We start from the raw sequence: 24,829 nt of genomic DNA on the forward strand, positions 1-24,829 counted from the left end.
CTCGTCGGGGAGGTAGTCGATGACCACCGAGTCCGTGCTGCGGGTCGAGCAGTGGCCCGCTCTGCGGGTGTCCGACTGGGTGGACACCCGCGACACCCTGCACATGTGGTTGCAGCTGGTGGGCAAGATCAAACTGGCCCTGAACCCGATGATCAACCACTGGTGGCAGATCCCGCTGTACGTGTCGGCCCGCGGGCTGACCACGGGGGCCATGGACCACAGCGGTCGGACGCTGGACATGGAGTTCGACTTCACCGACCACCGGTTGGTGATCCGCTCCAGCAGCGGGGAGCAGCGCGCGGTGAAGCTCGAGCCGAAAACGGTGGCCGAGTTCCACCGCGAGACGATGCGGCAGCTGGACCAGCTGGGGCTGCCGGTCGCGATCCGGACCAAACCCACCGAGGTGACCAGGGCGATCCCGTTCGAGCAGGACGAGGAGCACGGCTGCTACGAACCCGAGCACGCCCGGCTGTTCTGGGGGCAGCTGCGCTGCGCCCAGCGGGTCTTCGAGCAGTTCCGCTCGGGGTTCATCGGCAAGGTCAGCCCGGTTCACCTGTTCTGGGGGGCGATGGACCTGGCCGTGACCCGCTTCTCCGGCAGAACCGCCCCGCGCCACCCCGGGGGTGCGCCCAACTGCGGCGACTGGGTGATGGTCGAGGGCTACTCGCACGAGCTCAGCAGCTGCGGGTTCTGGCCGGGAGGCGGTCCCGAGGGGGCGTTCTACTCCTACGCCTATCCGCAACCGGCGGGGTTCGCCGAGTACCCGGTGCTGCCGGAGGAGGCGCACTTCGACAACGGCGAGTTCCTGCTGCCCTACGACAGCGTGCGCCGGGCGCGGGATCCCGAGGCCGTGCTGCTCGGTTTCCTGCGGGCCACCTACGAGGCAGCGGCCGAGTGCGGCGACTGGGACCGCGCCGCGCTGGAGGACGATCCCGCCCGACGGGCCGGCCCGCGCTGACCGCGGGAGCAGGGGGTAGCTGCGCTGCCGCCCGGGCGGGCGAGGGCGGGTGCTGATCCGGGAACCTGGCGCTCCGGGGGCCGGAAGGGCGCCGAGGTCGAGCTGACGACTGCTGTCTGGTGCGGATCGCGACTGGCGGGGGAGCGGTTGCCGTGCGGAAGCCGGAGCGAGGCGACGGGCGTTCTCGTGAGCACGTTCGATTTCCGTCGCGTGGTCTCCGGCTTTTCTTCCGCGCGGATCGGTTCACTGTCTGCGTCTTCTTCGCCGGTCGATGTGCAGGTCCCACGCCGTCCACAGGATTCCGACGACGACGAAGCTGGACAGCAGAATCAACACGACACTTTCCATTCCGATCCCCTCCTCGGCAGAGGGTGCGGCGAGCGGGCGAGGAAACCCTTGCCTTCGTTTTCCGCTTCCGGCAGCCGGAGGCCTCAGCGTGTGGCAGCTGTGCCCGCACGTCAAGTGAGGTCGGGCCACGGACTCGATCAAGCTCTCGACCGCCGAATCAGCGCTATCACTGAGCGTGGTTGTTGTTTTACTCGAACGTGTGTTGACCTTCTGCGCTGCGCAGCGGGAAACAGTGTTCAACGAAGCGCGATGCGTATTCTCGTGACGCACGGTGGCAAAAAAGTAGTGGCTCATTCTTTTGGATGACGTAAGATTTTTCGTGTTCGAATTCACATGACATCCCCCGTTTTCGGGTAGTCCGCTGTGGAGATAAGCGGGCAGTCGGTGGTGTTGTGATCGACATCCCGTGATCCCGATGTGAAAATCTTGCGGATTCGTTCGTGTCCGGCGAAAAAGCATCGCATCCATTACACTGAAACGACGCGAGGAATCATGGTCGCCGAACAATTGATCTCCGTTGTCGACACGGCGCAACTGATCACCACACCGAGGGAATGGGTCGGCACGGCCGCTGTCGTGGTCGGCGCGACGCTGACGGTCCTGCTGGGAGCGCGGCGCCTGCTGATCCGGTCAGCGGTGAACCGCTCCGCCGGTCACGCCCCCGGGCAGAGCCCGGGGCAGTCGCCGCCCGACTCGTTCCGGGGGGTCGCACGACGCCCGCTTCGCTGAGGAAAGGAACGGACGATGACGGACACGACCCGGCAGGGTGCGCGCGGGGGACAGCACCACGGTGGCGAGTCGTGTTCACGGCCCTCCGGACAGCGCTGGCGAATCGTGCCGCCGCGCGGCCCGGAAATCGGCCGGACCACGTGGCACCGGTTGCGTACCCGTCTGGCCCTGTTCGCGGGCAGGCTGGCCACGAACACCTCCAAACGACTGAGGCTGGGCAGCGGCGGCATCATCGGAGGCAGGGTGGCCCTGGCGCTGCAGCCGAACCTGCTGGGCGAGCTCGTCGCGGACAAACGCGTGGTGGTGATCACCGGAACCAACGGGAAGACGACGACCACGCACATGGTGGCCGAGACGCTGCGCGCCTCGGGGGAGGCGGTCAGCAACGCCACGGGGGCCAACATGCTCGACGGCCACGTGGCGGCGTTGATGACGCGCCCCCGCGCGGACTTCGCGGCCCTGGAGGTCGACGAGCTGCACCTGGCCCAGCTGACCGACCGCTTCCAGCCCGCGGTGCTGCTGCTGCTGAACCTCAGCAGGGACCAGCTCGACCGGGTGGGCGAGATACGCAGCGTCGAGGCCAGCATTCGGCAGGCCCTGGCGAAAGCCCCCAGGACCAGGGTGATCGCCAACGCCGACGACCCGAACATCGTCTCCGCGGCTTTCGACCACCCGGACGTCACCTGGGTCTCCGGAGGGTGCCGCTGGAAGCACGACGCGCTCAACTGCCCCCGCTGCGGGGCCTTCCTCGAGGAGGTCGACGGCGAGTGGAAGTGCGCGTGCGGGCTGCGCCGCCCCCGAGCCGACTGGACGGTGGACGAGACGGGGCTGGTCGCCCCGGACGGGACCCACGAGGAGCTGTCCCTGCCGCTGCCCGGCCAGATAAACCGGGTCAACGCCACCTTCGCGCTGGCGGCGAGCACGGCGCTCGACGTCGCGCCCCGCACGGCCCTGGAGCGGGTCCGCGCCGTGCAGGAGGCCAACGGCCGCTACGAGCACACGGTGCTGGCCGGGCGCGCGGTGCGGTTGCTGCTGGCGAAGAACCCGGCCAGCTGGCTCGAGATGCTCGACCTCGTCGCGAGCAACACCCGGCCCCTGGTGCTGGTCGTCAACAGCAGGGAAGCCGACGGGCACGACGTCTCCTGGCTGTGGGACATCGACTTCGAACGGCTGGCCGGGCGGACAGTGCTGGTCACCGGGGAACGCGCGCTGGACCTCGCCGTGCGGCTGCGCTATGCCGAGGTGCCGTGCGAGATCACCTCCGACGTGCAGCAGGCGCTGCACAGCGCGTCGATCACCGGATCGGACCAGCCCGCCGAGGTCATCGCCAACTACACCGCATTCCGTGACCTGTTCGCGAAGAGGCAGCGCCCATGACCGAAGAACCGAGCCCCGACACGCCACCGCCCGCAGGGGCACCGACCGACGAGTCGACGGTCCGCATCGCCCTCGTGGTGCCCGACCTGCTCGGCACCTACGGGGACAGGGGCAATGCCCTGGTGCTCGCGCAGCGGCTGCGCTGGCGCGGTTACCGCGCGGAGATCGTGACCGTGCTCTCCTCGGCGGAGTCCTTGCCCGAGTCCTGCGACATCTACCTGCTCGGCGGGGGAGAGGACGTCGCCCAGCAGGCCGCGGTCAGCTTCCTGAACCGGGGGAACGGACTGCGGCGCGCCGTCGACGCGGGAGCCGCCGTGCTGGGGGTGTGCGGCGGGCTGCAGGTGCTGGGCACCAGGTTCACCACCGGCGACGGGAAGAGCCAGGCCGGGCTCGGCCTCGTCGACATCGAGACTCGGCCGGGTGCAGACCGGGCGATCGGCGAGCTGGGAACCCGCTCCGAGCTCGCCGGGATCGGCGTGCTCACGGGGTTCGAGAACCACCTGGGGCGCAGCGAAGTGGGCGAGGGCGCACGGCCGCTGGGGCGGGTGCTGCACGGCATCGGCAACGGCGCCGCCGGGTTGGAGGGCGCGGTCACCGGCAGGGTGGTGTGCACCTACCTGCACGGGCCGGTGCTGGCCCGCAACCCCGCCCTGGCGGACACCGTGCTCTCCTGGGCCGTGGGCGCCCCGCTGGGCGAACTTGCCGAGTTCCCCGAACTCGAACAGCTGCGTGCGGAGCGCACGCGGGTGCGGGGGTGACCCGGTGCGTGTCCGCTCCCCGGAGTGCTCGGGCGGGAGCGGGTGGCGTGAACGAGGTCGGGCGTTCTTGCGGTGCTACGGAGTCGAGCTCGGTGCGTGCGCCCCGGCGGGTTCTTGAGCGGTGTTCCCGGAGGTGTGCGAGCCGGTCGGGCGAAGAGCGGCTCCGAGGGCGGCGATCGCCGCGGCGGTGAGGAACGATCCGGTGGGGCTGTGGAGGTCGCTGAGCAGCCCCACCAGCGGAGAGCCGAGGGCCTGGCCCGCTGCGATTCGGTCGTCGGGTCGCGGCCTCACGCCCCGCGGAGCCGGTCCAGCACCCGCCGCAGGCGGGCCCGGACCATCGACATCTCGGGAATCGGCAGCAGCAGCATCAGACCGAAACCGAGGCCGAGCACCAGCGCGGCGCGGATGGTGAGATCGCCCCAGGCCCCGGCGACCTCGCCGAGCCCGGCCAGCGCACCCGCCGCGGGGCGGAGGGTCAGGGTCGCGGCGAGGCACCCCGCTGCCGTGGCCAGCAGCGCCCAGCCGACCCCGACGAGGGTCTCGCGGGTCTGGGCGCTGCCCAGCCGCACGTGCAGCCAGACCTGGCCCACCACGGCACCCACGAGAAAGCTCAACGACATGGCCAGCGTCACCCCGATGACCAGGTCCCGGGGGTCGAGCACCATCAGCAGCGCGTAGCACAGCAGGGCGCGGAAGGCGACCATGCCCACGTTGATCAGCATCGGAGTGCGGGCGTCCTTCATCGCGTAGAAGGCCCGCAGCTGCAGCATGGTGATCGCGAAGGGCACGATGCCCGCCGCGGCCACCCCCAGGGTGACCCCCAGCCTGTCGGCGGCCCCGACGGTCCCCTGACCGAGCGAGAAGAAGGCCACGCCGATGGCCGACCCGCCGGTGAGCATGAGCGCGCTGACCGGCATCAGCAGCATCGTGCTCAACCGCGCGCCCAGGCCGACGTCGCGGACGAAGGACTCGGTGTCGCCCTGATCGGCGGACCTGCTGATCCTGGGCATGAGCGCCTGCAGCAGGGAAACGCCCAGCACTCCGTAGGGGACCTGCGACAGCAGCCAGGCGTAGTGGAAGGTCGCCACGCTGCCCGGGGTGCCCTGCCCCGCGACCCGGATGGTCACGATCATGCCGATCTGGCTGATCAGCGTGTACAGCACCACCCAGCCCGCCAGGGCGCCGAACTCGGACAGCCGCCGGTCCCAGCCCCAGCGCCAGCGGAAGCGGAAACCGGTGCGGCGCAGCGACAGCATCATGACCGCGCTCTGCGCGGCGATCCCGAGCATCGTCCCCAGTCCGAGCACGAGCAGCTTCGGATCGCTCATGCGCACCGGGTCCAGCGTGATCCGCCCCGGAACGGCGGTGTACAGCAGCACCGCGGTCGTGATGACCACGTTGTTCATGACCGGTGCCCAGGCGGGTGGGCCGAAGACCTGGCGAACGTTGAGGATCGCCATCAGCATGGCCGACATCCCGTAGAAGACGATGCCGGGCAGCAGCAGGAAGGCGAACGCCGTGGTCAACTCGCGGTTGGCCCTGGTGTGCGGTCCGAGGTAGAGCTCGGTGAGCAGCGGAGCGGCGAGCACGGCCAGCACCGTGGCCGCCCCCAGCAGCACCACGCCCATGGTGATCATCCACTGGGCGTAGGCCTCGCCCTCCTCCTCGCTGTTGCGTTGCGCGCTGACGAGCAACGGCACCGCCACGCTGGTGAGCACCCCGCCGAGCAGCAGCTCGTTGACCACGGTCGGCAGCGTGTTGGCCACGGTGTAGGAGTCGTTGACCACTCCCAGCCCCAGCACCCACACCAGCAGCAGCTTCGCGAACAGCCCGCTGATCCTGCTCACCATCGTGGCCAGGGCCATGGCGCCGCTGGCCCGGCTCAGCGAGGTCGTTCTCCTGCGCGGTGGGTCCCGTTGCTCGACCACGGATCTCCCGTCCGATGTGTGGTGTGACCGATGAGTGAGTCCGGTGGTTCGACGGTAACGAAACACCGGGAGGAACGCGTTCCCGAAAAGTTCCCACCGGCTCGTTCGCCGGGCGGCGAGCGTGGCAGTGCGCGCCGCCCACGTCGGGCCCATACTCGGATTCTGCACTGTTGTCGCAGCGCACGCGGGAGATGTGATGGGCGGTTCCGGGACTTCCTCCGGCGGGTTGCCGAGCGAGGTGCTGATACTCGATCGTTGGCGACACGCCGGTGTGGACTGCGCCGTGGGGGAGCTGCGGGGGCTGCTGTACGGCTTCGCGCTGCTGCCGGGGAGGCGGAGCGGCTGGAGCCGCTACAGGGACACCGGCAGGGACCTGCGTGGAGCCGGTGAACAGCTGCGGCCGGAGAGGCTGGGGGACTGGGTGGTGCTGGAGTTCGGCGCGCTGGAGCGGTTCTGGTCCCAGGAGGAGCGGGCCAGGTTCACCGCTCCCGCCGGGGAGCTCTCCTGCTGGGACCGGTGGGGCTGGGTCTGGGCGCTGCGGCGCGGCTACGACGGGGTCAACGACTTCGTCGAGCTCCAGTGCGGACGGTGAGGTCGAGCCGGTGCCTGCACGGCGGCTGCCGCCGTCGGGAGCCGGGAGGGGCGCGGGCCCTCCCGACTCCGCCGGTCTCACTTGAGCAGCGAGCGGGCCATGACCATGCGCTGGATCTGATTGGTGCCCTCGTAGATCTGGGTGATCTTGGCGTCCCGCATCATCCGCTCGACGGGGAAGTCGCGGGTGTATCCGGCGCCGCCGAACAGCTGCACGGCGTTGGTGGTGACCTCCATGGCCACGTCCGAGGCGTAGCACTTGGCCGCGGCCGAGATGAAGCCCAGGTTGCCCTCCTCGCGTTCGGCCCGGGCCGCGGACACGTAGATCATGTGCCGCGCCGCCTCGATCTTCATCGCCATGTCGGCGAGCATGAACTGCACGCCCTGGAAGTCGGCGACCGCCTGGCCGAACTGCTTGCGCTCCTTGACGTAGTTGACCGCCGAGTCGAGCGCCCCTTGGGCGATGCCCAGGGCCTGGGCGCCGATGGTGGGGCGAGTGTGATCGAGCGTGCGCAGGGCCGTCTTGAAGCCCGTGCCCGGCTCGCCGATGATCCGGTCGGCGGGAATGGTGCAGTCGTTGAAGTGGAGTTCGGCCGTGGGCGAGCCCTTGATGCCGAGCTTCTTCTCCTTACCGCCGACCTCGAAACCCGGGTCGTCGGCGTGCACCACGAACGCGCTGATCCCGTTGGGTCCCTTGTCGGGATCGGTCACGGCCATGACCGTGTACCAGCTGGATTCGCCGCCGTTGGTGATCCAGCACTTGGTTCCGTTGAGCACCCAGGTGTCGCCGTCGCGGTGGGCCCTGGTCTTCATCGAGGCCGCGTCCGAGCCGGCCTCCCGCTCCGACAGCGCGTAGGAGGCCGTGCTCTCCCCGGCGGCGATGGAGGGCAGCACCTTGTTCTTCAGGTCCTCCGAGGCGGACAGCAGGATCGGAACCGTGCCGAGCTTGTTCACCGCGGGAATCAGCGAGGAGGAGGCGCACACTCGGGCCACCTCCTCGATGACGATGCACGTGGCGACCGAGTCGGCCCCCTGCCCGCCGTAGGCCTCCGGCACGTGCACCCCCGCGAATCCGGACTTCGCCAGGGCCTCGAACGCTTCTCGGGGGTAGCGTTCCTGCTCGTCGCACTCGGCGGCGTAAGGTGCGATCTCCTTCTCCGCGAGGGAGCGCACGGCGTCCCGGAGGGCTTCGTGCTCGTCGGAGAGTTGGTAGGTGTCGAAGCTCGAGTCCACGAGTTTCCTCCTCCAGTCACGGAGTGGTTCGCGGGGGCGGCGGGCCCCGCGGATCGATTGCCGGACGCGTCTTTGGCATTCGGTGCCATTAGGCGCGATATGAAGTGATGCTAACGGCACTGCGTGCCAACAGCAATCGGGTCCTGTTACATTGCGGGTCATGCCCGAGGAAAACTCCAGCGGCTCCAAGTCCCGGGCCGGGCGCACCGAAGGAGGGCGGCGCAGGCTGCGCAGCGCTCTGGCCGTGGCGGCTCTGGACCTGTTCGCGAGCAAGGGCTACGACGCCACCACCGTGGAGGACATCGTCGAGGCCGTGGGAGTCGGGCGGCGCACCTTCTTCCGCTACTTCCGCTCCAAGGAGGAAGTGGTGTTTCCCGATCACGACGAGCGCCTCGCCGAAGTGGTCGCCGAACTCGAACGGTCCGATGCGGACGCGTCCCCGATGCGGGTGGTGTGCCGCGCCGCGGAGAGCGTGCTGGACACCTACCTGGCCGAACCGGAGGTCTCGCTCAAGCGCTTCGAGCTGACGCGGCAGGTGCCCTCGCTGCGGGACCGCGAGATCGTCAGTATCGACCGCTACCAGCGAGTGTTCGCGCGGTACCTGCGCCGGTGCTACGCGGATGGGCCGAATGCCGATCTGCGGGCGTCGGTCACCGCGGCCACCGTCGTCGCCACCCACAACCACGTGCTGCGTCGTTGGCTCAAGAGTGGGGGAGAGATCGACGCGCACGGCGCGTTGCGCGCGGCCCTCGACGACGCCGGGCTGGTGGACCGCGAACCGGGCGAGACGTCCGGGGCAGCGGGGGATCCGGAGAGCGAGGTCGTGGTCGGTGTGCTGCGGACCTCGGCACCGGCCGAGACCGTCCGGCACCGGATCGAGTCGGCGCTGCGGGACCTGCCCGGCGCGGACGGTCGGGGCGGTTCCTAGAGCCGCAGCGTCATGTACACGCTGTTCGGGTCACGTGAGTATTCGCCGAAGGGGTAGCGGGTCGACCTTCGGAGGCGGAGACCGCTTGGTACCGACGCGAGGTCCGCCGCGGGGTCAGGATGGACCGCAGCAAGAACGCGTCTCTGAACCCGGCTTCGTCGAGCAGGATCGGCCAGGGACGCCGGTACAGCACCAGACGCACCACTACGGACGTGCGAGCCTCGGCCATGGCCCGTTTCCGGGCATCCCAGTAGATTGTGGAGCATGGCAGCAGCGACTGAGCCGACGACACTGGTCCTCGCGGGGACGGGCAAGACCGGATGCCGCATCGTGTCCGGGCTCGCGGCGCGTGACGTGCCGGTGCGGGTCGGCTCGCGGCGTGCCGACCCGCCGTTCGACTGGGCCGACGAGACCACATGGGAACCCGCACTGCGAGGCGTGGACGCGGCTTACGTGGCCTACCACCCTGATGCGGCGTTCCCCGGCGCTGCCAGGACCGTGGGGGCCTTCGCGGACCTCGCGGTGGACTGCGGCGTCCGGCACCTCGTCCTGCTCGCCGACCGCGGTTCCGCAGAGGCCGAGCGGTGCGAACAGGCGGTGCGTGACTCGGGTGCGGAGTGGACCATCGTACGGGTTGGGTTCATCACCCAGAACTTCAGCGAGGCGTTCCTCGTGAACCTGGTCCGGGCCGGTGTGGTGGCGCTTCCGGCCGGAGACATCGCGGAACCGTTCACCGACGCCGAGGACATCGCTAATGTCGCAGTCGCGGCGTTGACCGAGAACGGCCACGCCGGCCGAATCCACGAAATAACCGGACCACGACTGCTCACCTTCGCCGATGCCGTCGGCGAGCTGTCGAAGGCGACCCGCAGGGAGATTCGCTATCTTCCGGTCACGCCCGAGCAGTTCATCTCGTCGCTGACCGAACGAGGTGTCTCTGCCGAGTACGCGACGCAGCTGACCGCTCTCATGGTCGAGGTCTTCGACGGTCGCAGGGCCCACGTGACCGACACCGTCGAGCGCGTTCTCGGCCGTCAGCCCCGCGACTTCGCGGAGTACGCCCGTGAGACCGCCACGACCGGAGTCTGGGATGCCCGTGCTGAGTCCTCTCGTGGAGCCTGACGTGCTCGGGAATTCAGGGCACAGCTCCCCGGGCACGACATGACCACCGGCGGCCACGGTCCTCATCGCCTGGGTCAGGTGTTCGTCATGTGGCTGTCGATCTACCCGGCCCTGATCCTCGTGCTGTGGCTCTTCGAACGCTTCGGCTTGTCGCAGCTCGCCCTGCCGCTGCGCACGCTCGTCCTGACAGCCGTACTCGTGCCCGCCACGGTCTATGTACTGGTCCCCGGAGTAACGAACGCGCTCAAGCGCGTGACGCGGGGCAAATCATCGGCGGAGTCGTGATGCGCCGAGCCTCTCATCGGGTGGTCGGCGCCCGCAGCACCAGCGACGTCCCACGAGCTGATCCAGCGTACCGCGTCGCTAGCTGATACAAGCCAAGAACGTGGGGCCCGGCCGCTTGAACGCAGTGAGGTCTCCGGTAGGTGGATCAACGCCCAAGAAGACCGGCATCCATCCGGAGACCGCGGTGGACAGCGCATCGGTCGGCGGGGGTGAGGATCTGACGGACCGGCAGCGGCGGCACGATGTTCTCGTCGGACGGTCAACGGTTCCCGAAGCATGGCAAGTCCCTGACCGCGGGGGGCATGACCAGGTTCCCGGTGGAGCAGGAGTCCGCGCGCACTGGTCACCGGCCGCTTGCCAGCCGGTCGACGACGCGTTGCTGTAGTCGCCGGTCCAGTCCTCAAACGTCGACAGGGCCAGTGCACGCGATGCAGGAACCGGTGCGGGGCGAAAAAAGGCGTCTCATGCAGGTGCGAGCACAAGCCCGAACCGTCGTTTTGCCCACATCAGCACCAATTCGTCGACAGGACGAACCAACCGGCGTGTCCAAACGTCAATACAGACGACACGGGCAACCATCGATCGCCGACAGCCTGATTGAGGAGGCAGCGCCCAGCTCATGAACACGGACAGCAGGGCAGTGGCCTGGGAAGGCTTCTTCAACACCAGGGACCTTGGTGGTCTGCCGACCAGGTCCGGCAGCACGACGCGCCACGGCGTGTTCTTCAGGGCGGCGGACCTTCGTTTCGTCACCGACGCGGGCTGGTCCCAAGCGTGGAAGTCGGGCGTCCGCACCATCGTCGACCTCCGCAATACGGACGAGATCAGGACCACGGCGGAATCGCCCACAGCGCAGCCGGGTTCGGCGCAGTTCACGGCTACCGGCACGGTCACGGCCACACCGTCGGGTATCGACCGGATCGAAGTCCCGCTCGACGACATCGACGATGTCGAGTTCTGGCAGCACGTCAACCAGGAACAACTCAACGGCAGTCCGCTTTACTACCCTGTCTTCCTCGAGCAGAACGCCGACCGCTGCGCTGCCGTCATCAAGGCCATGGCCCGCAGCAACCCAGGTGGTGTTCTGTTCCATTGTGGCGCCGGCCGCGACCGAACTGGGCTGATCGCGCTCCTGCTGCTCGCGCTGGCCGACGTAGACCCCGAGGCCATCGCGGCGGACTACACCATGTCGACCGAAGCTCTCACGGCGTTGTTCGCCGCTTTGGGCGTCGAGGACCAAGGCCCAATCATCGAGGCCGTCCTCGCGGAGCGGGGTATCACGACCGGAGAAGCCGTTTTGGCGACCCTAGACGGCTTCGACGTCGAGCGGTATCTTCTCGATGCCGGTGTCCGCAGCGACGAGCTCGTCCGCATCCGAAGCAGGCTCTTGGGCTCGCACCTCAACTGACGGACGCCGACACAGCCACCATCGAAAGACGGTGATCCATCGACACTCGGCGGGCATCGGCGCTTCCCCAGGTCGTCGGTGTCGATAACGCGTGTCGAGGAACAAGGAAGTGATCGCGTCGGCGCCGGGGCCAGGTTCCTCGGGCTAGGGGGAGCCCGTCCAGGCGCCGGCCGGTGTCGGGGAAGGCTCTCGGCTCGTTCGGGGCGAGCCGAGAGGAGCGAGGACGTCCCTGAGGAACAGCCACAAGAGCCGGTGCCGTCGCCCGACGCGCAGTTGGACCTGCCCGGCGCGGACGGTCGGGGCGGTTCCTAGAGCCGCAGCGTCATGTACACGCTGTTCGGGTCACGTGAATAGTCGCCGAAGGGCGCGCAGTCGGTGAAGCCGTGCTTGCGGTACAGCTCCCGCGCGGGGCGGAAGAACTCCGCCGAACCGGTTTCGAGGCTGAGTCGGTGGTAGCCGCCCTCCCGCGCCGTGTCGATGACGTGCCGCAGGAGACGGCTGGCCACTCCCGCGCGCGCGACGCGGTGAGCTGCGCATCGACTTGATCTCACCGTGTCGGTGGTCGAGCTCCTTGAGCGCTCCGCACCCGAGAAGCTCGGTGCCGTTGCGCGCGGTCCAGAAGGTGACCTCGGGGCGCAGCAGTCCCGCGATGTCGAGGGCGTGCCTGCTGTCGGGCGGGGAGGTGTGCTCCATGTCGGCGAGGTGTTCTTCGAGGAAGCCCGCGACCTCCGGATCGGACGGATCGTCCACGAGGATCCGCACTGTGCGCTGCATTACGCCAGGTTAGCCTGCCCGACTTCGACGGTGGAAGATCCGCGCTGAGAAGCCTCGGATCGACGAGAAGCCGCGAACGTGTTCAGTGTTCTGCAGTCACTATGTTTTCAGTGTTGACTAAAATAAACTTTCAAAGAAACCAACGGTCCAGTTACCACGAACACCCACAAGCAAGGAAACGGAAAGGGTTGCGGAGCAGAACTGTTCGATTGCGGGGGAGAAAGCACCCGAGGTCGTTTCCCCGTGTCCTCGTCGGGTTTCCCCGTCAGACACATTGGTCACGGTGACGGATCCGTGCGACGTGCTCGACTCGCGGTCCGCCGGCACAACCGTGCGGGGGCCTGGTTGATGATGCAGGCACTGCGGGTGCCGTTCGTGCGAACCCTGCCGCACCACCTAGCATCGCGGCCGTGCGCATCACGAGCGTGGACGAGCGCGACAGCAGTTGGGAGCGGCACCAGCCGAGGTTCCGCGTCTACTTCTTCGCAGGCGGCGACGCCCCGCCGGCATCGTGGTCCACCGACACCTACGACGTCACGGGAGCCGACGTGCTAGAGGTCGTCCAGTGGGCCCAGGAGCACGCCGGCTCCGAGTGGTTGTACGCGGTCGCTCTGGTCGACGAGGACCACACGCTGCCCGCCGGGCGGTGTCGCGGGTTGACCTGGCTGGTCGGCACGGACGCGAACGCTTCCCGGGAGGACGCGGACGAGCAGCGCCGTTTCGCGGCGATGCTGGACCGGCGCGGCAAGCGCGTGGTCGACCTCGGCTGACAACTCCGGGCATCTCAACTGCGCTCGACGGGATGCCCGACGACCTGCGGCTGTTCCCCGGCGGAGGTGCTCGGCGCACGTTGCACAACTGTCGGTGTCATCGCGCCGGGGAACGGCGTGGACCGAGTCGGGCGACTGGGGAAACGAGTTCATCCGCGTGGGGATCCGGCTGCGAGTTTTTCCGTCCTGGAGCGGTCGGGTGCTGATCACGGATTGACTTCTAGTTCGGTTGAACTCCTAGCGTTGGTGCGAATCCGGACGAGGAGGCAGGGAATGACCACAGAGGTGCGGCCACGGTTGAACGACCCGGCAGCTCAGGCGGCTGCCGAAGCAGCGGTGGAACGGTTCGCCGCTGAGCTCCAGGAGGGGCTCGATGCGGGTGAGGCCGAAACCTACGATGGTTCCTTCGCCGCCGACGTGATGTGGGGAAGTCCCTACGGGAGGACGCTGGGCGACGTCGAGGAGCTGTTGGACGTGCACCGTCGGCTCATGGCGGCCGCGGTCGCCCCGTCGTCGCGGTTCGAGATCGTCCGAGTGCTCGCGCCCGCCGCCGGTGTGGCGATCGCACACATCCGCAGGCAGGCCCTCGAGGAGAGCGGATTCTCCGAGATGGGGTCTGAGTAGTACTCGAACAGGATCCTCCGCCAAGCCATCGGTTGTAGACGCCAGACTGGGGTTGGGCTGGTAGCGGATGAGTGGAGAGGGGGCTTTTGGCTCGACAGCGTTGATCGTGGTCCGGGTTCGGCGAGTAGGGCGCGGGCGTAGCCGATGCGCGCGCCGCTCCGATCGTGTTGAAGAAGCCGCCGTCGAGGACGAGGTCGGCCGTGGTGGTGGCCCTCGGTGGGCACTTTTCACGATCGTGAGCGCGCCCGGCTGTACGACAAAGGGCCGTGATCGATTTGGTGGACACCCGGTTTTCCCAATGCTCGTGGGATGGGTCGGGCGGTGTGGACCACCGGTGTGGGGGTTGTGTTGACAAACGGTCGTTCCCCGACACATGCGGTGGATCGGTGGCTGCGGGCATACTGGGTTATGGATGTCACCACGGAGGTGTTGTTCGGGCACGGGACGCTGTACGAGTTCGTCACGGAGGCCGGAGTTGGTGTCGGTATTCACGCGACTCGGGACGGGTGTTTCGAGTTGTACACGCGTGAGCCGGACGATCCGGATGCGGCGCGGTTGTGGCTGCGGTTGACAGCCGGTGAGGCGCGAACGATCGGCATGATTCTCGCCGCGCGTGAGCGGCCCGGGTGAGGGTGTGGGGTTACGCGGTGGTCCGCGGTGGTTGTTCGGCGGCCGGTCGTGTGTAGATGCGGGCGGAGCTGAGTTTGGCGTGTCCCATCAGCGTGGCGATGGTGGCCGTGTCGAGGCCGTTGCGGGCGAGGTGGAGCCCGAAGGTGTGGCGCAGTGTGTGCGGGTGCACGCGTGCTTTGCCTGCTTCGGGGCCGGTGGTGTGGACGAGGTCGGCGGCTACGGCGAGTTCGCGGATGATGGTGTTGATGCTGCGCACGCTTAGTCGGCCGCCGTGTCGGTTGAGCCATAGCGCTGGGGTGTCGGTGGCATGGGGCCAGCGGGAGCGTTCGGTCAACCAGGCGGTCACCGCAGCGCGGGCGGATCCGGGCAGCGGTAGTTCGCGGCGGGTGCTGGGATTCCAGTGGGGTTGGGGGCGCACTCGCACCGTGCTGGAGGTTCCGGACACTGCTAGGTCGGTGTGGTCGAGGTGGGCGAGTTCCTCGGTGCGCAGTCCGGTGCGTAGCAGCATCAGTGCGATCGCCCGTTCTCGTGGGCAGGGGTGGGCGGTCACGGCCCGCAGGAACCGGCGCTGCTCGTCCCCGTCGAGGGGCTCCGGCGTGCTCGCGGGCTGTTGTTCCCGGCGAACGTGGGGTGTTCCCAGGCCGAGGTGGTGGGCGTAGAAGTGGTCCAGCGCGGTCAGTGCCGCGTTGATCGTGTTGGATTTCGCGGCGCGCTCGCCTGCGAGGTAGGTGCGGTAGGAGCGCACGGCCATGTCGCGGGCGCGGGGCTCGGCCAGCGGGTCGCCCGCTTCGGGCGCGAGCGTCGTGGTCGAGGTGAGCCAGTCGAGGAATCCGGCTACCCGTGAGGCGTAGGCGCGCCGGGCCTGCTCGGACAGTTCCGCACCAGCCAGTGCGGCCCGGTAGGCGGCCAATACGAGCTCGTGGGGCGAGCTGTCGCGGTGTGCTTGCGATGTGGTGGCAGGCACGAGCACCCATCCTCCCGGTCACGGTGATCAACCGCCGACGACCTCGGGGAGCATACATCACCGCCGGACGTGCTTTGCTATGATCACTTCCGATATTGGTCACCGTGGTTCGGTGCGCATTGCGCCTGCCACGGGCGCCCGCTGGGAACGGACGTGTTCGCGAGCCCGTTGCGCGCGTTTGCGCGGTGTCAGCCACCGGAACCGGTGACCGGCTACAGATCGGGGATCGGATGAGTCTGCAGCAGCTGTACGTGGTGCTGCTGGCAGGTACCGGTGTGCTGCTGGTCAGCATCGTCGCGACCCGTCTCGCCGCGCGGGTGGGGCTGCCGGCCCTGTTGTTGTTCCTGCTGGTCGGAGTCGCGCTCGGTGAGGACGGCATCGGACTGGAGTTCGACGACGCCCAGTTGGCGCAGAACCTGGGCACGGCCGCTCTGGCCGTCATCCTCGTCGAGGGCGGACTGACGACCGACTGGTCCGACATCCGCCGCCTGCTGGCTCCGGCAGGGATTCTAGCCACCGTTGGTGTCGGCATCAGCACCGTGGTCACAGCGGCGGGGGCGCACCTGCTGTTAGGAATGTCCTGGCAGTTGTCCCTGCTGCTGGGCGCGATCGTGTCCTCCACCGACGCGGCGGCCGTCTTCTCGATCCTGCGGGTGCTGCCGCTGCCGAAACGCGTGGCCGGGCTGTTGGAAGCCGAATCCGGCTTCAATGATGCCCCGACCGTGATCCTGGTGCTGTTGTTCAGCGCCACGCCGCTCGATATCGCTCCGGCCCAGATCGCGAGCAGCCTGGCCTACCAACTCGTCGTCGGAGCCATCATCGGGCTCGGACTGGGAAGACTCGGTGCCATGGCGCTGCCGCGCGTGGCGCTGCCAGCCTCGGGACTGTACCCCCTGGCCACCGTCGGGCTGGGCATCGCCGCTTTCGCCGCGGCCGGGGTGGCCCAAGCCAGCGGATTCCTCGCCGCCTACCTCACCAGCGTCACCCTGGCCAACTCCGGATTGTCCCACCGCGCGGCCACCCGCTCCTTCGCCGAAGGGCTGGGGTGGCTGGCCCAAATCGGCCTGTTCGTGCTGCTGGGACTGCTGGTCACCCCCAGCGAACTCGGCGGCGAGATCCTGCCCGCCCTCGGGGTGGGCCTCGTGCTGCTGTTGCTGGCACGGCCTCTGTCGGTGGTGATCAGCCTGGCCGGTTTCCGTCTCCCGTGGCGGGAACACGCCTTTCTGTCCTGGGCGGGACTACGCGGAGCCGTACCCATCGTGCTGGCCACCTTCCCCATCGTGTCCGGGGTGCCCGGCAGCGACCGGCTGCTCGACCTCGTGTTCGTGCTGGTGATGATCTTCACCCTCATCCAGGGCCCCAGCCTGCGCCCCCTGGCCCACCGGCTACGGCTGATCCCGCGCGAAACCACCCGCGAGGTCCAGATCGAAGCCGCCCCGCTGGAAATCATCGACGCCGAACTACTGACCCTGACCGTGCCGGAAGACTCGCGGCTGCATCACAGCACCCCCACCGGTCTCCGGCTGCCGGACCCCAGCGCCATCACCCTGATCATCCGCCGCGGCCACGCCTTCGTCCCCCAGCCGAGCACCTGGATCGAAGCCGACGACGAACTGCTCATCGTCACCACCTCGGCCCGCCGCGCGAGCACCGAACGCCGTTTGCGTGCCGTCAGCCGCAGCGGCACACTCGCCGACTGGTTCGGCGACACCGGCGCCCCCGCCTAACCCTCCCGCGGCCACGAACCCCACCCCGGCGGTGTTCGGGACCTGCCCCGGATCGGCGCCAGCAGCGTGCCAAGCAGCCACGCCGACCCGGGAACGCGCACATCATGACCGCCCCAAGGCGATACTCCGCACGCACGGCCCAGTATCGCCGATCACATCCCACACGAGCCACCCAACACCGCATGCCGGGGCACGGGGCCTGCTGTGCCCGTGGCCCACTCGGCGTCTGGACCTGTCACGACTCGATTCCGGCACGCACCCCCCGCCGACGTGCCCAGGACAGGGCCGGCAGCACAGCCAAGAACACCGCCGAGGCGACCAACCACATCCCCCCAGTCCGGTGCCCGGCAACGACGGGAACGAACACCGATACCAGCGCCAACAATGCTGCCCACGCCGACACCACCACCGCGACCCGCGGCCGCACGAGCATCGCCACCACACCGGGCACCAACATCCAGCCGATCGGTGCGCTGACACCGGCCAAGCCCATCACGACCGCGTTGACCATCACCACCGTCAACGCAGGTCGCGGCCCTCCCGAGAACACCTCATCGATCCGTCGTCCCATCACTGCCTGCCACACCACCCAGTCCCGGCCACCAGCACCGCCACCGGTGACCTGTCCACATCGCCAGCGGGCAACTCCCCGATCTGGTCACCACGCCACGTCCCACTCACCCGGAGCGAACCAGCTCCGCCTGCGAGCCTGTCTTGAGATCCACGACAACCACGATAGTCCAGCGGCGCGCTATAGCCCGTCTACCTTGACGAGCTCATTAAGATCCCGCAGTGGACGCAGCTCACCCGACGATGTCGGGGGGAACGTGTAGGTTCCGTGGACATTGAGGTGCGTATCGCCCAGCGGGGACAGACGGGCCGCGTCGGCGTCGTCGACGGGATAGCCTTGTTCGCGCAGCTGGCCGAGGGCCGCGTCAAGATAGGTTGTGTTCCACAGCACCACGGCGTTGAGCACCAAGCCCAGCGCACCGAGTTGGTCTTCCATGCCTTCCTGATAGCTCTGGCGCAGCTCGCCGCGGGAGCCGAAGCAGATTTTGCGGGCCAGCCGGTGGCGGGACTCAGTGGTGTTGAGCTGGGCGTTCAGCGCCCGCTGGTAGCTGTCGTCGTCCGGATCGCACACTGCCAGTAGGTGCAGCGTTTTGGCGATGCGGCCGTACTCGACGAAGGCTTGGCCCAGTGGGGTGGGGTTGCCGTCGCGGCCCAGAGCGCGGATGAGGTCGTAGGCGCGCACGGTGCCGGTGACCAGCGAGCTGGCCACCCGTAGCATCTCCGACCAGTGCGCGCGGATGCGCTCCGGTGTGATCCGGTGCCGGGCCAGATCGTTCGCCGCGCCGTAGTCCGCGTGCGCGTCCAAGCGCCAAAACCGGCTATCGGACAGGCTGGCCAGCCGCGGCGCGTAGGCCATGCCGCAGATCCGGTACAGCCCGAAGACCATGTCCGAATACCCCGCCGTGTCAGAGGTGACCAGCTCCGGGCGTTGGCCGTGATCGGGGTTGAGCAGCACGTCCAACTGATACAGCGAATCCCGCTGCGTACCCGGCACCACCGTGGCGCCGATGCCGGCGACCTGGTCGTTGATCGCGTTCAACCAGGTCGCCCCACGCCGACGGCCGAAATACCGCGGGTTGTGCCCGGCGTAGACCGTGTTGCCTGGCACCACGAACCGCAGCCCATCCACCGACGCGACCATGCCGCCGCCCCAAAGCCCGGCCAGGCCGATCTCGGCCTGAGCTTCAATCAGCCGCGCATTGGCCGCTTTCAGCGTCTCGGCCCGCAGGTAGTTCTGCTCCACGTGCGACAGCCGTGCCCGGTTCAGCGCCCGATGCCGCGACCGCGCCACGGGTTTGTAGCCGACGTTGGTGGCCTCAGCCACCAGCACCGCCGCCAGCGACAACTCCGCATCCTCCATGCGGGACTCGCCGCCGGAGGCGTGGGTGAACTCGGACAAGAACCCGGTGCGGGCATGGATTTCCAACAGCAGATCCGGCAGATCCACCTCGGGCAGCATCCGCTCGGTCAACTCCCACAACGCCACCAGCGACGGCGGCTCCTCCAACTTCTCCAGCGCGTCCACCCGCACCTGAGCCCGCCCATCTCGGCCCGGCTCGACGCGCACCCGCCCCTGGCCGGCAGTGGCTGACAAGCGCGTGCCCAAGTGCCGCCACGCCACATCCAACGCCGCGGCCTGCTCGTCCAGGTGCGCTCCGACATCCTCAGGCAGCTTGAGTCCGGTCAGCACACTCGGCCGAATCCGATCCCACGCGGCCCCGTCCAGCAGCCGAGCGCGGGGATCACCCCACCGCTGCGAATCGGTCGCGAAGACCTCGCGGTGCCGCAGCGCCCGGTGCAGCGCCTCCAGCACACACAGCGCGTAGGCGTGCTTGTCCACACACCCCGGTTCGACTCCCTCGCCACTGGTCACGAGCTTGCGCCACGAGCCGGTCACCACCTCTTCGCGGATCTCACTGACCCGGACCTTCTTACGACCGATCAGCTCCGGCAACTCGCGCACCGCCTGAAGCACCGGCTGGCCATGCGGGGTCGCACCGAACGGAATCACCTCGGCCAACAGCGGCAGAAACGGGCGCACCGTGGACCACCGCGAGACCAGCTCGGCCCGCCAGGCGGCATCGTCGTCGGCCTCCGGTGGGGCCAGCTCCTCGACGGTGTCCATCGCCGCCGCCAGCCGCGTGCGCGGCACGACCTCCTCGATCGCTGCCCATACAGCGGACACATCCAGCACCACATGCTCACCGCCACCGCCCTGGTCGGCGGCTTCCCGCATGTCCTCCAACACTCGAAACGCCGAGGCCAACGTCGCCGACGCCTGGGTAAGTTTCGGCAGCCGGGCCAGTTTCGTCTCGCGACTGGTGCGCTCGGCGGCCTTGATCAGCTTGGTGTTCATGAGTACGGAGAACACATCCAGCGCATCGTCGACCGCCGAGGCCGACAGGCTGCGCACCGCCGCGACCAGCGTGGCCGTCCGCCGCGGCGCCTCACGACGCGCGATGGCCTGGGCCTTGGCCGACAGCCCGTCGCGGGCCAGCGCCTCCAGCCGGTTCGCCGGCACCGCCGAGACATCCACCGCCCCCGCGCCGATCCCGGACAACTCCGAGGCCCGATGCAACGCCTCAGTCACCGACCGCCCCGACACTCGCGTCGGCCCGCGCCGCAACCGCTCCAGCTCGGAGAATCGCGAGCTCTCCGGCACCGCCAACAACCCCGTCAACCGATGCGGCAGTTCGGCATCCGCCTCGGCCGCCGCCTGGTGCAGCGCGGCATACAGCTGCTGGCTCGCCTGCTCGCGGTGCTCAGACACCAACCGCGCCAGCACACTCGCGCCCGGCAACAGCACCCGGTTCGCCCGCAGCCACGCCGCCACGGCCTCGAACAACGCCTTCGCCGACTCCACCCGCGTCCACGCCCGCGCCGACACAAACTCCGCGACCTCGTCGGTGGCGTCGGCGAAGTCGCGGTAGCCGCACTCGCTGCGGATCTCCGCAGCGTGCTCCCACTGGGTGGCCTGCCGCTGCGCATAGGACTTCACACACGACGGGTCAGCAATCTCCAACTGGGACGCCAGGAAGTCCACCACCTCGGTGGGCACCTCCAACGGATCCGGCAAAAACGTCCCCAGATACCGCACCGTGCCCAACTGGAGACTGAACCCCAGCCGGTTGTGCTGCCCGCGATGCCGCCGGACCAGCGCACGATCGGCATCGTCGAGGAAGAAGAACCGCTCTAACTCTGCCTGCGACGGTGCCTGGTCAGCGAACCGCCCGAACCGGGCCACCTGCTCATCGGTCAAGAACTCCACCGGCACAGGACGGATTCAACCAGCCACGTACCACCACACGATCAACACCCTCAACGCTTAGCGGAGGATCCTGTACCGCTGCTATTCAGACCCCGAGATGGCGCTGTACACGTTGGTCGAGCGGGACGGTCGGTGGTGGCTGGCCGCCGCGCAGAACACTCCGATCGACGAGGGGACGGCGTAGCTCCGAACCGAGTCGCTGCGCTGACGCGGTCGCTGCGGGTCGATCCCGTGGGGTCGCCGACTCGGCCGTCCTTCCGGCCCCGTCGGTGCGTTCGGCGGGGAGTCGGTTTCGAACACGTACGCGCTTTTCGCCCGGCACGCCGCTGCGGACGGTCGGTAACGGTCCACGTCGACGGGTGCGGCGGTGTCAGCGGCGCAGGTGGTCGCGCAGCGTGCGCGCGACCCGCGCCATCAGTATTTCGGCTTCCGGTTGGGTCGCGGCGGGAACGCGCGATTCGGTCAGCGCGGCGATGGCGAAGCACTGCCCGTCGGAGTGCTCGACGACTCCGATCTCGTGGCGCAGGTTCAGCAGCGTGCCGGTCTTGGACGACCACGTCGAGGCATCGGAGCTGAAGTCGGGGGCCAGTCGTTGCCGCAGCAGGTTGCTGCCCATGAGCTCGCGTGCTCGCGCGGCGACGGCGTGGTCGATGTTCGACGGTGTCCACAGTGCTTGCAGCAGGTCGACGAAGGAGCGAGCCGAGCCGGAGTTCGCCCGGGTGACGTCGAGTTGGGCGATCTCGTGGCCGCGTCCGGCGGTTCCGGCTCCGATGGCCAGCGAGTGGGCCAGGTGGGCCTTGTCCGGTTCGAGCCGTTCCTGGGGCGTGTCGGCGAGGTCGCCGAGCCGGTGCCGGGCGGTGATGCCGTTCAGCCCCCAGCCCCGCAGCGCGCGGGTGACCGCGGCGGGCGGGGTGAGGTCGAACAGCGCGTCGGCGGCCACGTTGTCGCTGATCGCCATGCTCAGGTACAGCAGGTCGTCGATGGACACCTGCGCGGGGTGCTGGAATCTGGTCAGCCCGGTCGGTCCGGGTGTGGTGACGCGGCCGGGTTGCACTTCCAACCGCCGGGACCCGTCGAGTTCGCCGCGGTGGATCCGGTCGAGCGTGGTGGTGGCCAGCGGCACTTTGATCAGCGAGGCGACGGGGAAGGCCAGCTCCGGCTCGATGCCGATCTCGTTGCCGGAGCTCAGGTCGCGCACCAGGAACGATCCGCGCAGCCCGCCGTCCTCGAGTTCGGCGACGAGTCCGCTGGTCAGCTTTTCGGCGGGCACGTGTTCTCCCGTTTCCGTGCGGGGGTTTCGGTCATGGGTTCGGGTCACCGCCGAGGCAGCGCGCGATGCCCGGCCACAGCAGGGTGCGGAGGCGTTCGGCGTCGTCGCCGACGTCGGCCGCGATGGTGAACCCGCGGGTGAGGCGGATCTCGGCGAGGGGGCGCCACTGCAGCCCGAACTCCTCGGCTTGGGCGGCTGAGCACAGCAGCAGGTCCGCGGAGCCGAGCACTTCGCCGACGGCCGAGGTCAGCGAGTCGGCCACGGCGACTTGGGAGGGGCGCAGCCCCAGGGAGTCCCGCAGGCGGGTCAGCCGGTCCCGGACGTGGGGGAGGTCGTCCTCGGGCTGGATCCACACCCGACGGCGCGGTGTGCCTCCGGTGCGGCCGATGCGCAGTGTTTCTAGGTGCACGGCGCCGGGGCGCAGGTTCACCGCGCTGCCCAGGCCCAGCGTCACCGTCCAGTGTGCTTCGTCGGGCGGCACCGCGGTGAGGGCGGCGCGCACGTCGTGGGTGTGCAGCAGGTCGAGGCGTTCGCCCGGTTCGGCGGGGCGGAACTCGAGGACGAGGTCGCACGAGCGGGCCTCGGCGTCGAGTTCGGCGAGGTCGCGGGTGGTGCAGTACGCGGGTACCGCCATCCGCAGCGGGCGTTGTCGGGCGCGCTGGGCGGCGTGGTCCATCGCGTCGGCGAGCCGCACCATCCGCCGTGCCCACGGCAGCATGTCCCTGCCGAAGGGGGTGAGGTGTGCTCGCCGGGTCGAGCGGTCGAACAGCCGTTCACCGAGGTGGTTCTCCAGCGCGGCGATCCGGCGGCTGGCCACCGGCTGTGCGATGCCGGCCGCGGCTGATCCGCGGGTGAAGCTGCCGAGTTCGCTGACGTTGACGAACGCCCTGCAGCCATCGACGAGATCCACCGCACCATTCTATGCGTTCTCGGCATGAAAGTGCCGGGGTGCGTTTTGGACGGCATGAGTTCCGGGGCACGAGACTGTGCGTGTCATTGCGACGAGGAAAGGATTTTCGGTGCTCGTACGTCGTTTCCAGCGGGTGGGCATCGCCCTGCTGGCTCTGTTCGCGCTGGTGGGGTGTGCCGGGGTCGAGGCCTCGCCCCCGAAGGCGGCCTCCTCCGCCGAGGCCAAGGATCGGTTCGCCGGGTTGGAGCAGCGGTTCGACGCCCGGCTCGGGGTGTACGCGGTGGACACCGCCACGGGTGAGGAGGTGACTCATCGGGCTGACGAGCGCTTCGCCCACGCCTCCACGTACAAGGCGCTGTCGGCGGGGGTGGTGCTGCGGCGCAACTCGATCGGTGGGCTGAACCGGCGGATCCACTACAGCCGGAGCGATCTGGTGACTTATTCACCGATCACGAAGAAGCACGTCGACACGGGGATGACGTTGCGCGCGGTGCTGGACGCCGCCATCCGCTACAGCGACAACACCGCCGCGAACCTGCTGTTCCGCGAGATCGGCGGCCCCGCCGCTCTGCAGGCCGCGTTGCGCGGGATCGGGGACACGACCATCCACGTCGACCGCACCGAACCCGAACTCAACCGCCGGTCCGCTCCGGACGACATCCGCGACACCAGCACTCCGCGGGCCATGGCCGAGACCCTGTGGAAGTTCACCGTCGGGGACGTGCTGGCGCCGGACAAGCGCGCGATCCTCAACGAGATGCTGCGCACCGCCAAGCTGACGGGGGATCTGGTCCGGGCCGGTGTTCCCTCCGGCTGGGAGGTCGGGGACAAGTCCGGGGCCGCCGAGTACGGGACCCGCAACGACATCGCCGTCATCAGGCCGCCGGGGCGGGCCCCGATCGTGCTCGCGGTCATGTCGGACCGGCAGAGCAGGGACGCCGAGTACGACGACGCGCTCATCGCGCAGGCGGCCCGGCAGGTCGTCGACGTCCTGCGTTGAGCCGGAGCGGGGTGGTGCCGGAGGTGGGCTTCGGCGCCGGGGCGTGCCGAGGCCGGGTGGTGCGCCCGGAGTGGGCCGTTGAGCGTGTGTGAGGATCTGCGCATGAATAGCATCGAACGTCCAGTGCCGCCCATGAACGCCGACGAGCGCGCCGTGCTCGAAGGCTGGCTCGACTTCCACCGGGCCACCCTCGAGACGAAGTGCGCGGGGGTGGACGACACGCAGGCCGCCACCGCCTCCGTGCCGCCGTCCGGGATCACGCTGACCGGCCTGGTCCAGCACATGGCCGAGGTGGAGCGCAACTGGTTCCGCCGGGTCCTGGCCGGCGAGCAGGCGCCGCCCATCCACGATTCGCGGGCCGACCCCCACGGCACCGAGGGTGGTTTCGAACTGGCCGAGGGGGCGAGCCTGCACGAGGCGCTGAGCACCTGGAAAGCGGAGGTCGTCGGTGCTCGTGAGTGCTGCGCCGACCGTGCCCTGGCCGAGACCGGTCATTTCGCGGGGCAGGAGGTCAGCCTCCGCTGGATCTACGTCCACATGATCGAGGAGTACGCGCGGCACAACGGCCACGCGGATCTGGTCCGGGAGCGCATCGACGGCACGACCGGTGTCTAGCTGCGTTCTTCCAGGCGTTCGCGTCGGGCAGCGGGATTTCCG

22 protein-coding genes and 1 pseudogene are annotated in these 24,829 nt (G+C 68.9%); 15 read left to right on the forward strand and 8 right to left on the reverse strand.

What is annotated here, in order from left to right; translation table 11 throughout:
- Nucleotides 1–19 precede the first annotated feature (19 nt).
- The 4 genes from G9Q41_RS00590 to G9Q41_RS00605 all read left to right on the forward strand — a co-directional run bounded on the left by G9Q41_RS00590 (nt 20) and on the right by G9Q41_RS00605 (nt 4,170).
- The gene (locus G9Q41_RS00590) at nt 20–958 is read left to right on the forward strand and encodes a DUF5996 family protein (RefSeq protein WP_165631618.1); all 939 of its coding nucleotides are present in this window, start codon (nt 20–22) and stop codon (nt 956–958) included.
- 840 nt (nt 959–1,798) lie between these two features.
- Nucleotides 1,799–2,035 (forward strand): hypothetical protein, encoded by a 237-nt coding sequence (locus tag G9Q41_RS00595; protein WP_165631617.1) that lies wholly within the window; start codon nt 1,799–1,801, stop codon nt 2,033–2,035.
- A gap of 15 nt (nt 2,036–2,050) precedes the next feature.
- The gene (locus G9Q41_RS00600; protein WP_207630431.1) at nt 2,051–3,412 is read left to right on the forward strand and encodes a MurT ligase domain-containing protein; all 1,362 of its coding nucleotides are present in this window, start codon (nt 2,051–2,053) and stop codon (nt 3,410–3,412) included.
- Nucleotides 3,409–4,170: a glutamine amidotransferase gene (locus tag G9Q41_RS00605; RefSeq protein WP_207630430.1), complete on the forward strand. Its 762-nt coding sequence runs from the start codon at nt 3,409–3,411 to the stop codon at nt 4,168–4,170. Before G9Q41_RS00600 ends, G9Q41_RS00605 begins: the two co-directional genes overlap by 4 nt.
- A gap of 287 nt (nt 4,171–4,457) precedes the next feature.
- Here G9Q41_RS00605 and murJ read toward each other — a convergent pair whose 3' ends face one another.
- On the reverse strand, nt 4,458–6,098 hold the full coding sequence (murJ, locus tag G9Q41_RS00610) for a murein biosynthesis integral membrane protein MurJ (RefSeq protein WP_165631616.1): 1,641 nt from the start codon (nt 6,096–6,098) through the stop codon (nt 4,458–4,460).
- A gap of 196 nt (nt 6,099–6,294) precedes the next feature.
- On the opposite strand from murJ, the gene G9Q41_RS00615 reads away from it, so the two are divergent.
- Nucleotides 6,295–6,690 carry a hypothetical protein gene (locus G9Q41_RS00615; protein ID WP_092521680.1) on the forward strand — a complete coding sequence of 132 codons (396 nt, stop codon included), beginning with the start codon at nt 6,295–6,297 and terminating at the stop codon, nt 6,688–6,690.
- Between the two features lie 77 nt (nt 6,691–6,767).
- Here G9Q41_RS00615 and G9Q41_RS00620 read toward each other — a convergent pair whose 3' ends face one another.
- Nucleotides 6,768–7,922, reverse strand: a complete 1,155-nt coding sequence (locus G9Q41_RS00620; RefSeq protein WP_092521679.1) for an acyl-CoA dehydrogenase — start codon at nt 7,920–7,922, stop codon at nt 6,768–6,770.
- Between the two features lie 160 nt (nt 7,923–8,082).
- Between G9Q41_RS00620 and G9Q41_RS00625 the strand changes: the two genes are divergently transcribed.
- From G9Q41_RS00625 to G9Q41_RS00640, 4 genes are all read left to right on the forward strand, one after another.
- On the forward strand, nt 8,083–8,850 hold the full coding sequence (locus G9Q41_RS00625; protein ID WP_092521678.1) for a TetR family transcriptional regulator: 768 nt from the start codon (nt 8,083–8,085) through the stop codon (nt 8,848–8,850).
- Nucleotides 8,851–9,114: 264 nt separating this feature from the next.
- A complete protein-coding gene (locus G9Q41_RS00630; RefSeq protein WP_165631615.1) occupies nt 9,115–9,972 on the forward strand; it encodes an NAD(P)H-binding protein in 858 nt (285 codons plus the stop codon).
- A gap of 87 nt (nt 9,973–10,059) precedes the next feature.
- Nucleotides 10,060–10,257: a hypothetical protein gene (locus G9Q41_RS00635; protein ID WP_207630429.1), complete on the forward strand. Its 198-nt coding sequence runs from the start codon at nt 10,060–10,062 to the stop codon at nt 10,255–10,257.
- A gap of 619 nt (nt 10,258–10,876) precedes the next feature.
- Entirely contained in the window at nt 10,877–11,665 is a 789-nt protein-coding gene (locus G9Q41_RS00640) for a tyrosine-protein phosphatase (RefSeq protein ID WP_207630428.1), read from the forward strand.
- Between the two features lie 308 nt (nt 11,666–11,973).
- On the opposite strand, the pseudogene G9Q41_RS22505 reads toward G9Q41_RS00640, so the two are convergent.
- A pseudogene (locus G9Q41_RS22505) lies at nt 11,974–12,439 on the reverse strand (GNAT family N-acetyltransferase).
- A 410-nt stretch (nt 12,440–12,849) separates the two neighbouring features.
- Between G9Q41_RS22505 and G9Q41_RS00650 the strand changes: the two are divergent.
- From G9Q41_RS00650 to G9Q41_RS00660, 3 genes are all read left to right on the forward strand, one after another.
- Entirely contained in the window at nt 12,850–13,209 is a 360-nt protein-coding gene (locus G9Q41_RS00650; RefSeq protein WP_165631613.1) for a hypothetical protein, read from the forward strand.
- 273 nt (nt 13,210–13,482) lie between these two features.
- Complete coding sequence (locus G9Q41_RS00655; protein WP_175455002.1) at nt 13,483–13,833, forward strand: DUF4440 domain-containing protein; 351 nt, start codon at nt 13,483–13,485, stop codon at nt 13,831–13,833.
- 408 nt (nt 13,834–14,241) lie between these two features.
- Nucleotides 14,242–14,463, forward strand: coding sequence for a hypothetical protein (locus tag G9Q41_RS00660; RefSeq protein WP_165631612.1), 222 nt, complete (start codon nt 14,242–14,244; stop codon nt 14,461–14,463).
- A 10-nt stretch (nt 14,464–14,473) separates the two neighbouring features.
- Here the strand turns inward: G9Q41_RS00660 and G9Q41_RS00665 are convergent, their stop codons facing one another.
- Nucleotides 14,474–15,427 (reverse strand): tyrosine-type recombinase/integrase, encoded by a 954-nt coding sequence (locus G9Q41_RS00665; protein WP_165631611.1) that lies wholly within the window; start codon nt 15,425–15,427, stop codon nt 14,474–14,476.
- Nucleotides 15,428–15,657: 230 nt separating this feature from the next.
- Between G9Q41_RS00665 and G9Q41_RS00670 the strand changes: the two genes are divergently transcribed.
- A complete protein-coding gene (locus G9Q41_RS00670; protein ID WP_092521672.1) occupies nt 15,658–17,154 on the forward strand; it encodes a potassium/proton antiporter in 1,497 nt (498 codons plus the stop codon).
- Nucleotides 17,155–17,389: 235 nt separating this feature from the next.
- On the opposite strand, the gene G9Q41_RS00675 is transcribed toward G9Q41_RS00670, so the two are convergent.
- The 4 genes from G9Q41_RS00675 to G9Q41_RS00690 all read right to left on the reverse strand — a co-directional run bounded on the left by G9Q41_RS00675 (nt 17,390) and on the right by G9Q41_RS00690 (nt 23,172).
- Nucleotides 17,390–17,725 carry a hypothetical protein gene (locus tag G9Q41_RS00675; protein WP_139186515.1) on the reverse strand — a complete coding sequence of 112 codons (336 nt, stop codon included), beginning with the start codon at nt 17,723–17,725 and terminating at the stop codon, nt 17,390–17,392.
- 180 nt (nt 17,726–17,905) lie between these two features.
- Complete coding sequence (locus tag G9Q41_RS00680; RefSeq protein WP_092521670.1) at nt 17,906–20,998, reverse strand: Tn3 family transposase; 3,093 nt, start codon at nt 20,996–20,998, stop codon at nt 17,906–17,908.
- Nucleotides 20,999–21,362: 364 nt separating this feature from the next.
- Nucleotides 21,363–22,262, reverse strand: a complete 900-nt coding sequence (locus G9Q41_RS00685) for a serine hydrolase (RefSeq protein ID WP_017974747.1) — start codon at nt 22,260–22,262, stop codon at nt 21,363–21,365.
- A gap of 31 nt (nt 22,263–22,293) precedes the next feature.
- Nucleotides 22,294–23,172 carry a LysR family transcriptional regulator gene (locus tag G9Q41_RS00690; protein WP_165631610.1) on the reverse strand — a complete coding sequence of 293 codons (879 nt, stop codon included), beginning with the start codon at nt 23,170–23,172 and terminating at the stop codon, nt 22,294–22,296.
- Between the two features lie 109 nt (nt 23,173–23,281).
- Between G9Q41_RS00690 and bla the strand changes: the two genes are divergently transcribed.
- Complete coding sequence (gene bla / locus G9Q41_RS00695; RefSeq protein WP_165631609.1) at nt 23,282–24,172, forward strand: class A beta-lactamase; 891 nt, start codon at nt 23,282–23,284, stop codon at nt 24,170–24,172.
- Between the two features lie 102 nt (nt 24,173–24,274).
- Nucleotides 24,275–24,787 carry a DinB family protein gene (locus G9Q41_RS00700; RefSeq protein ID WP_165631608.1) on the forward strand — a complete coding sequence of 171 codons (513 nt, stop codon included), beginning with the start codon at nt 24,275–24,277 and terminating at the stop codon, nt 24,785–24,787.
- Nucleotides 24,788–24,829 lie beyond the last annotated feature (42 nt).

This window comes from Actinopolyspora sp. BKK2 (genome assembly GCF_011291845.1).
GTDB lineage: Bacteria > Actinomycetota > Actinomycetes > Mycobacteriales > Pseudonocardiaceae > Actinopolyspora > Actinopolyspora saharensis.

Bases quoted from the DNA above. Each gene is read 5' to 3' on its own strand.
- G9Q41_RS00605 (WP_207630430.1), top strand. From the start codon at position 3,409: ATGACCGAAGAACCGAGCCCCGACACGCCACCGCCCGCAGGGGCACCG.
- G9Q41_RS00660 (WP_165631612.1), top strand. From the start codon at position 14,242: ATGGATGTCACCACGGAGGTGTTGTTCGGGCACGGGACGCTGTACGAG.
- G9Q41_RS00615 (WP_092521680.1), top strand. From the start codon at position 6,295: ATGGGCGGTTCCGGGACTTCCTCCGGCGGGTTGCCGAGCGAGGTGCTG.
- G9Q41_RS00700 (WP_165631608.1), top strand. From the start codon at position 24,275: ATGAATAGCATCGAACGTCCAGTGCCGCCCATGAACGCCGACGAGCGC.
- G9Q41_RS00600 (WP_207630431.1), top strand. From the start codon at position 2,051: ATGACGGACACGACCCGGCAGGGTGCGCGCGGGGGACAGCACCACGGT.
- G9Q41_RS00640 (WP_207630428.1), top strand. From the start codon at position 10,877: ATGAACACGGACAGCAGGGCAGTGGCCTGGGAAGGCTTCTTCAACACC.
- G9Q41_RS00675 (WP_139186515.1), bottom strand. From the start codon at position 17,725: ATGGGACGACGGATCGATGAGGTGTTCTCGGGAGGGCCGCGACCTGCG.
- G9Q41_RS00625 (WP_092521678.1), top strand. From the start codon at position 8,083: ATGCCCGAGGAAAACTCCAGCGGCTCCAAGTCCCGGGCCGGGCGCACC.
- G9Q41_RS00595 (WP_165631617.1), top strand. From the start codon at position 1,799: ATGGTCGCCGAACAATTGATCTCCGTTGTCGACACGGCGCAACTGATC.
- G9Q41_RS00635 (WP_207630429.1), top strand. From the start codon at position 10,060: ATGTGGCTGTCGATCTACCCGGCCCTGATCCTCGTGCTGTGGCTCTTC.
- G9Q41_RS00655 (WP_175455002.1), top strand. From the start codon at position 13,483: ATGACCACAGAGGTGCGGCCACGGTTGAACGACCCGGCAGCTCAGGCG.
- G9Q41_RS00670 (WP_092521672.1), top strand. From the start codon at position 15,658: ATGAGTCTGCAGCAGCTGTACGTGGTGCTGCTGGCAGGTACCGGTGTG.
- G9Q41_RS00590 (WP_165631618.1), top strand. From the start codon at position 20: ATGACCACCGAGTCCGTGCTGCGGGTCGAGCAGTGGCCCGCTCTGCGG.
- G9Q41_RS00630 (WP_165631615.1), top strand. From the start codon at position 9,115: ATGGCAGCAGCGACTGAGCCGACGACACTGGTCCTCGCGGGGACGGGC.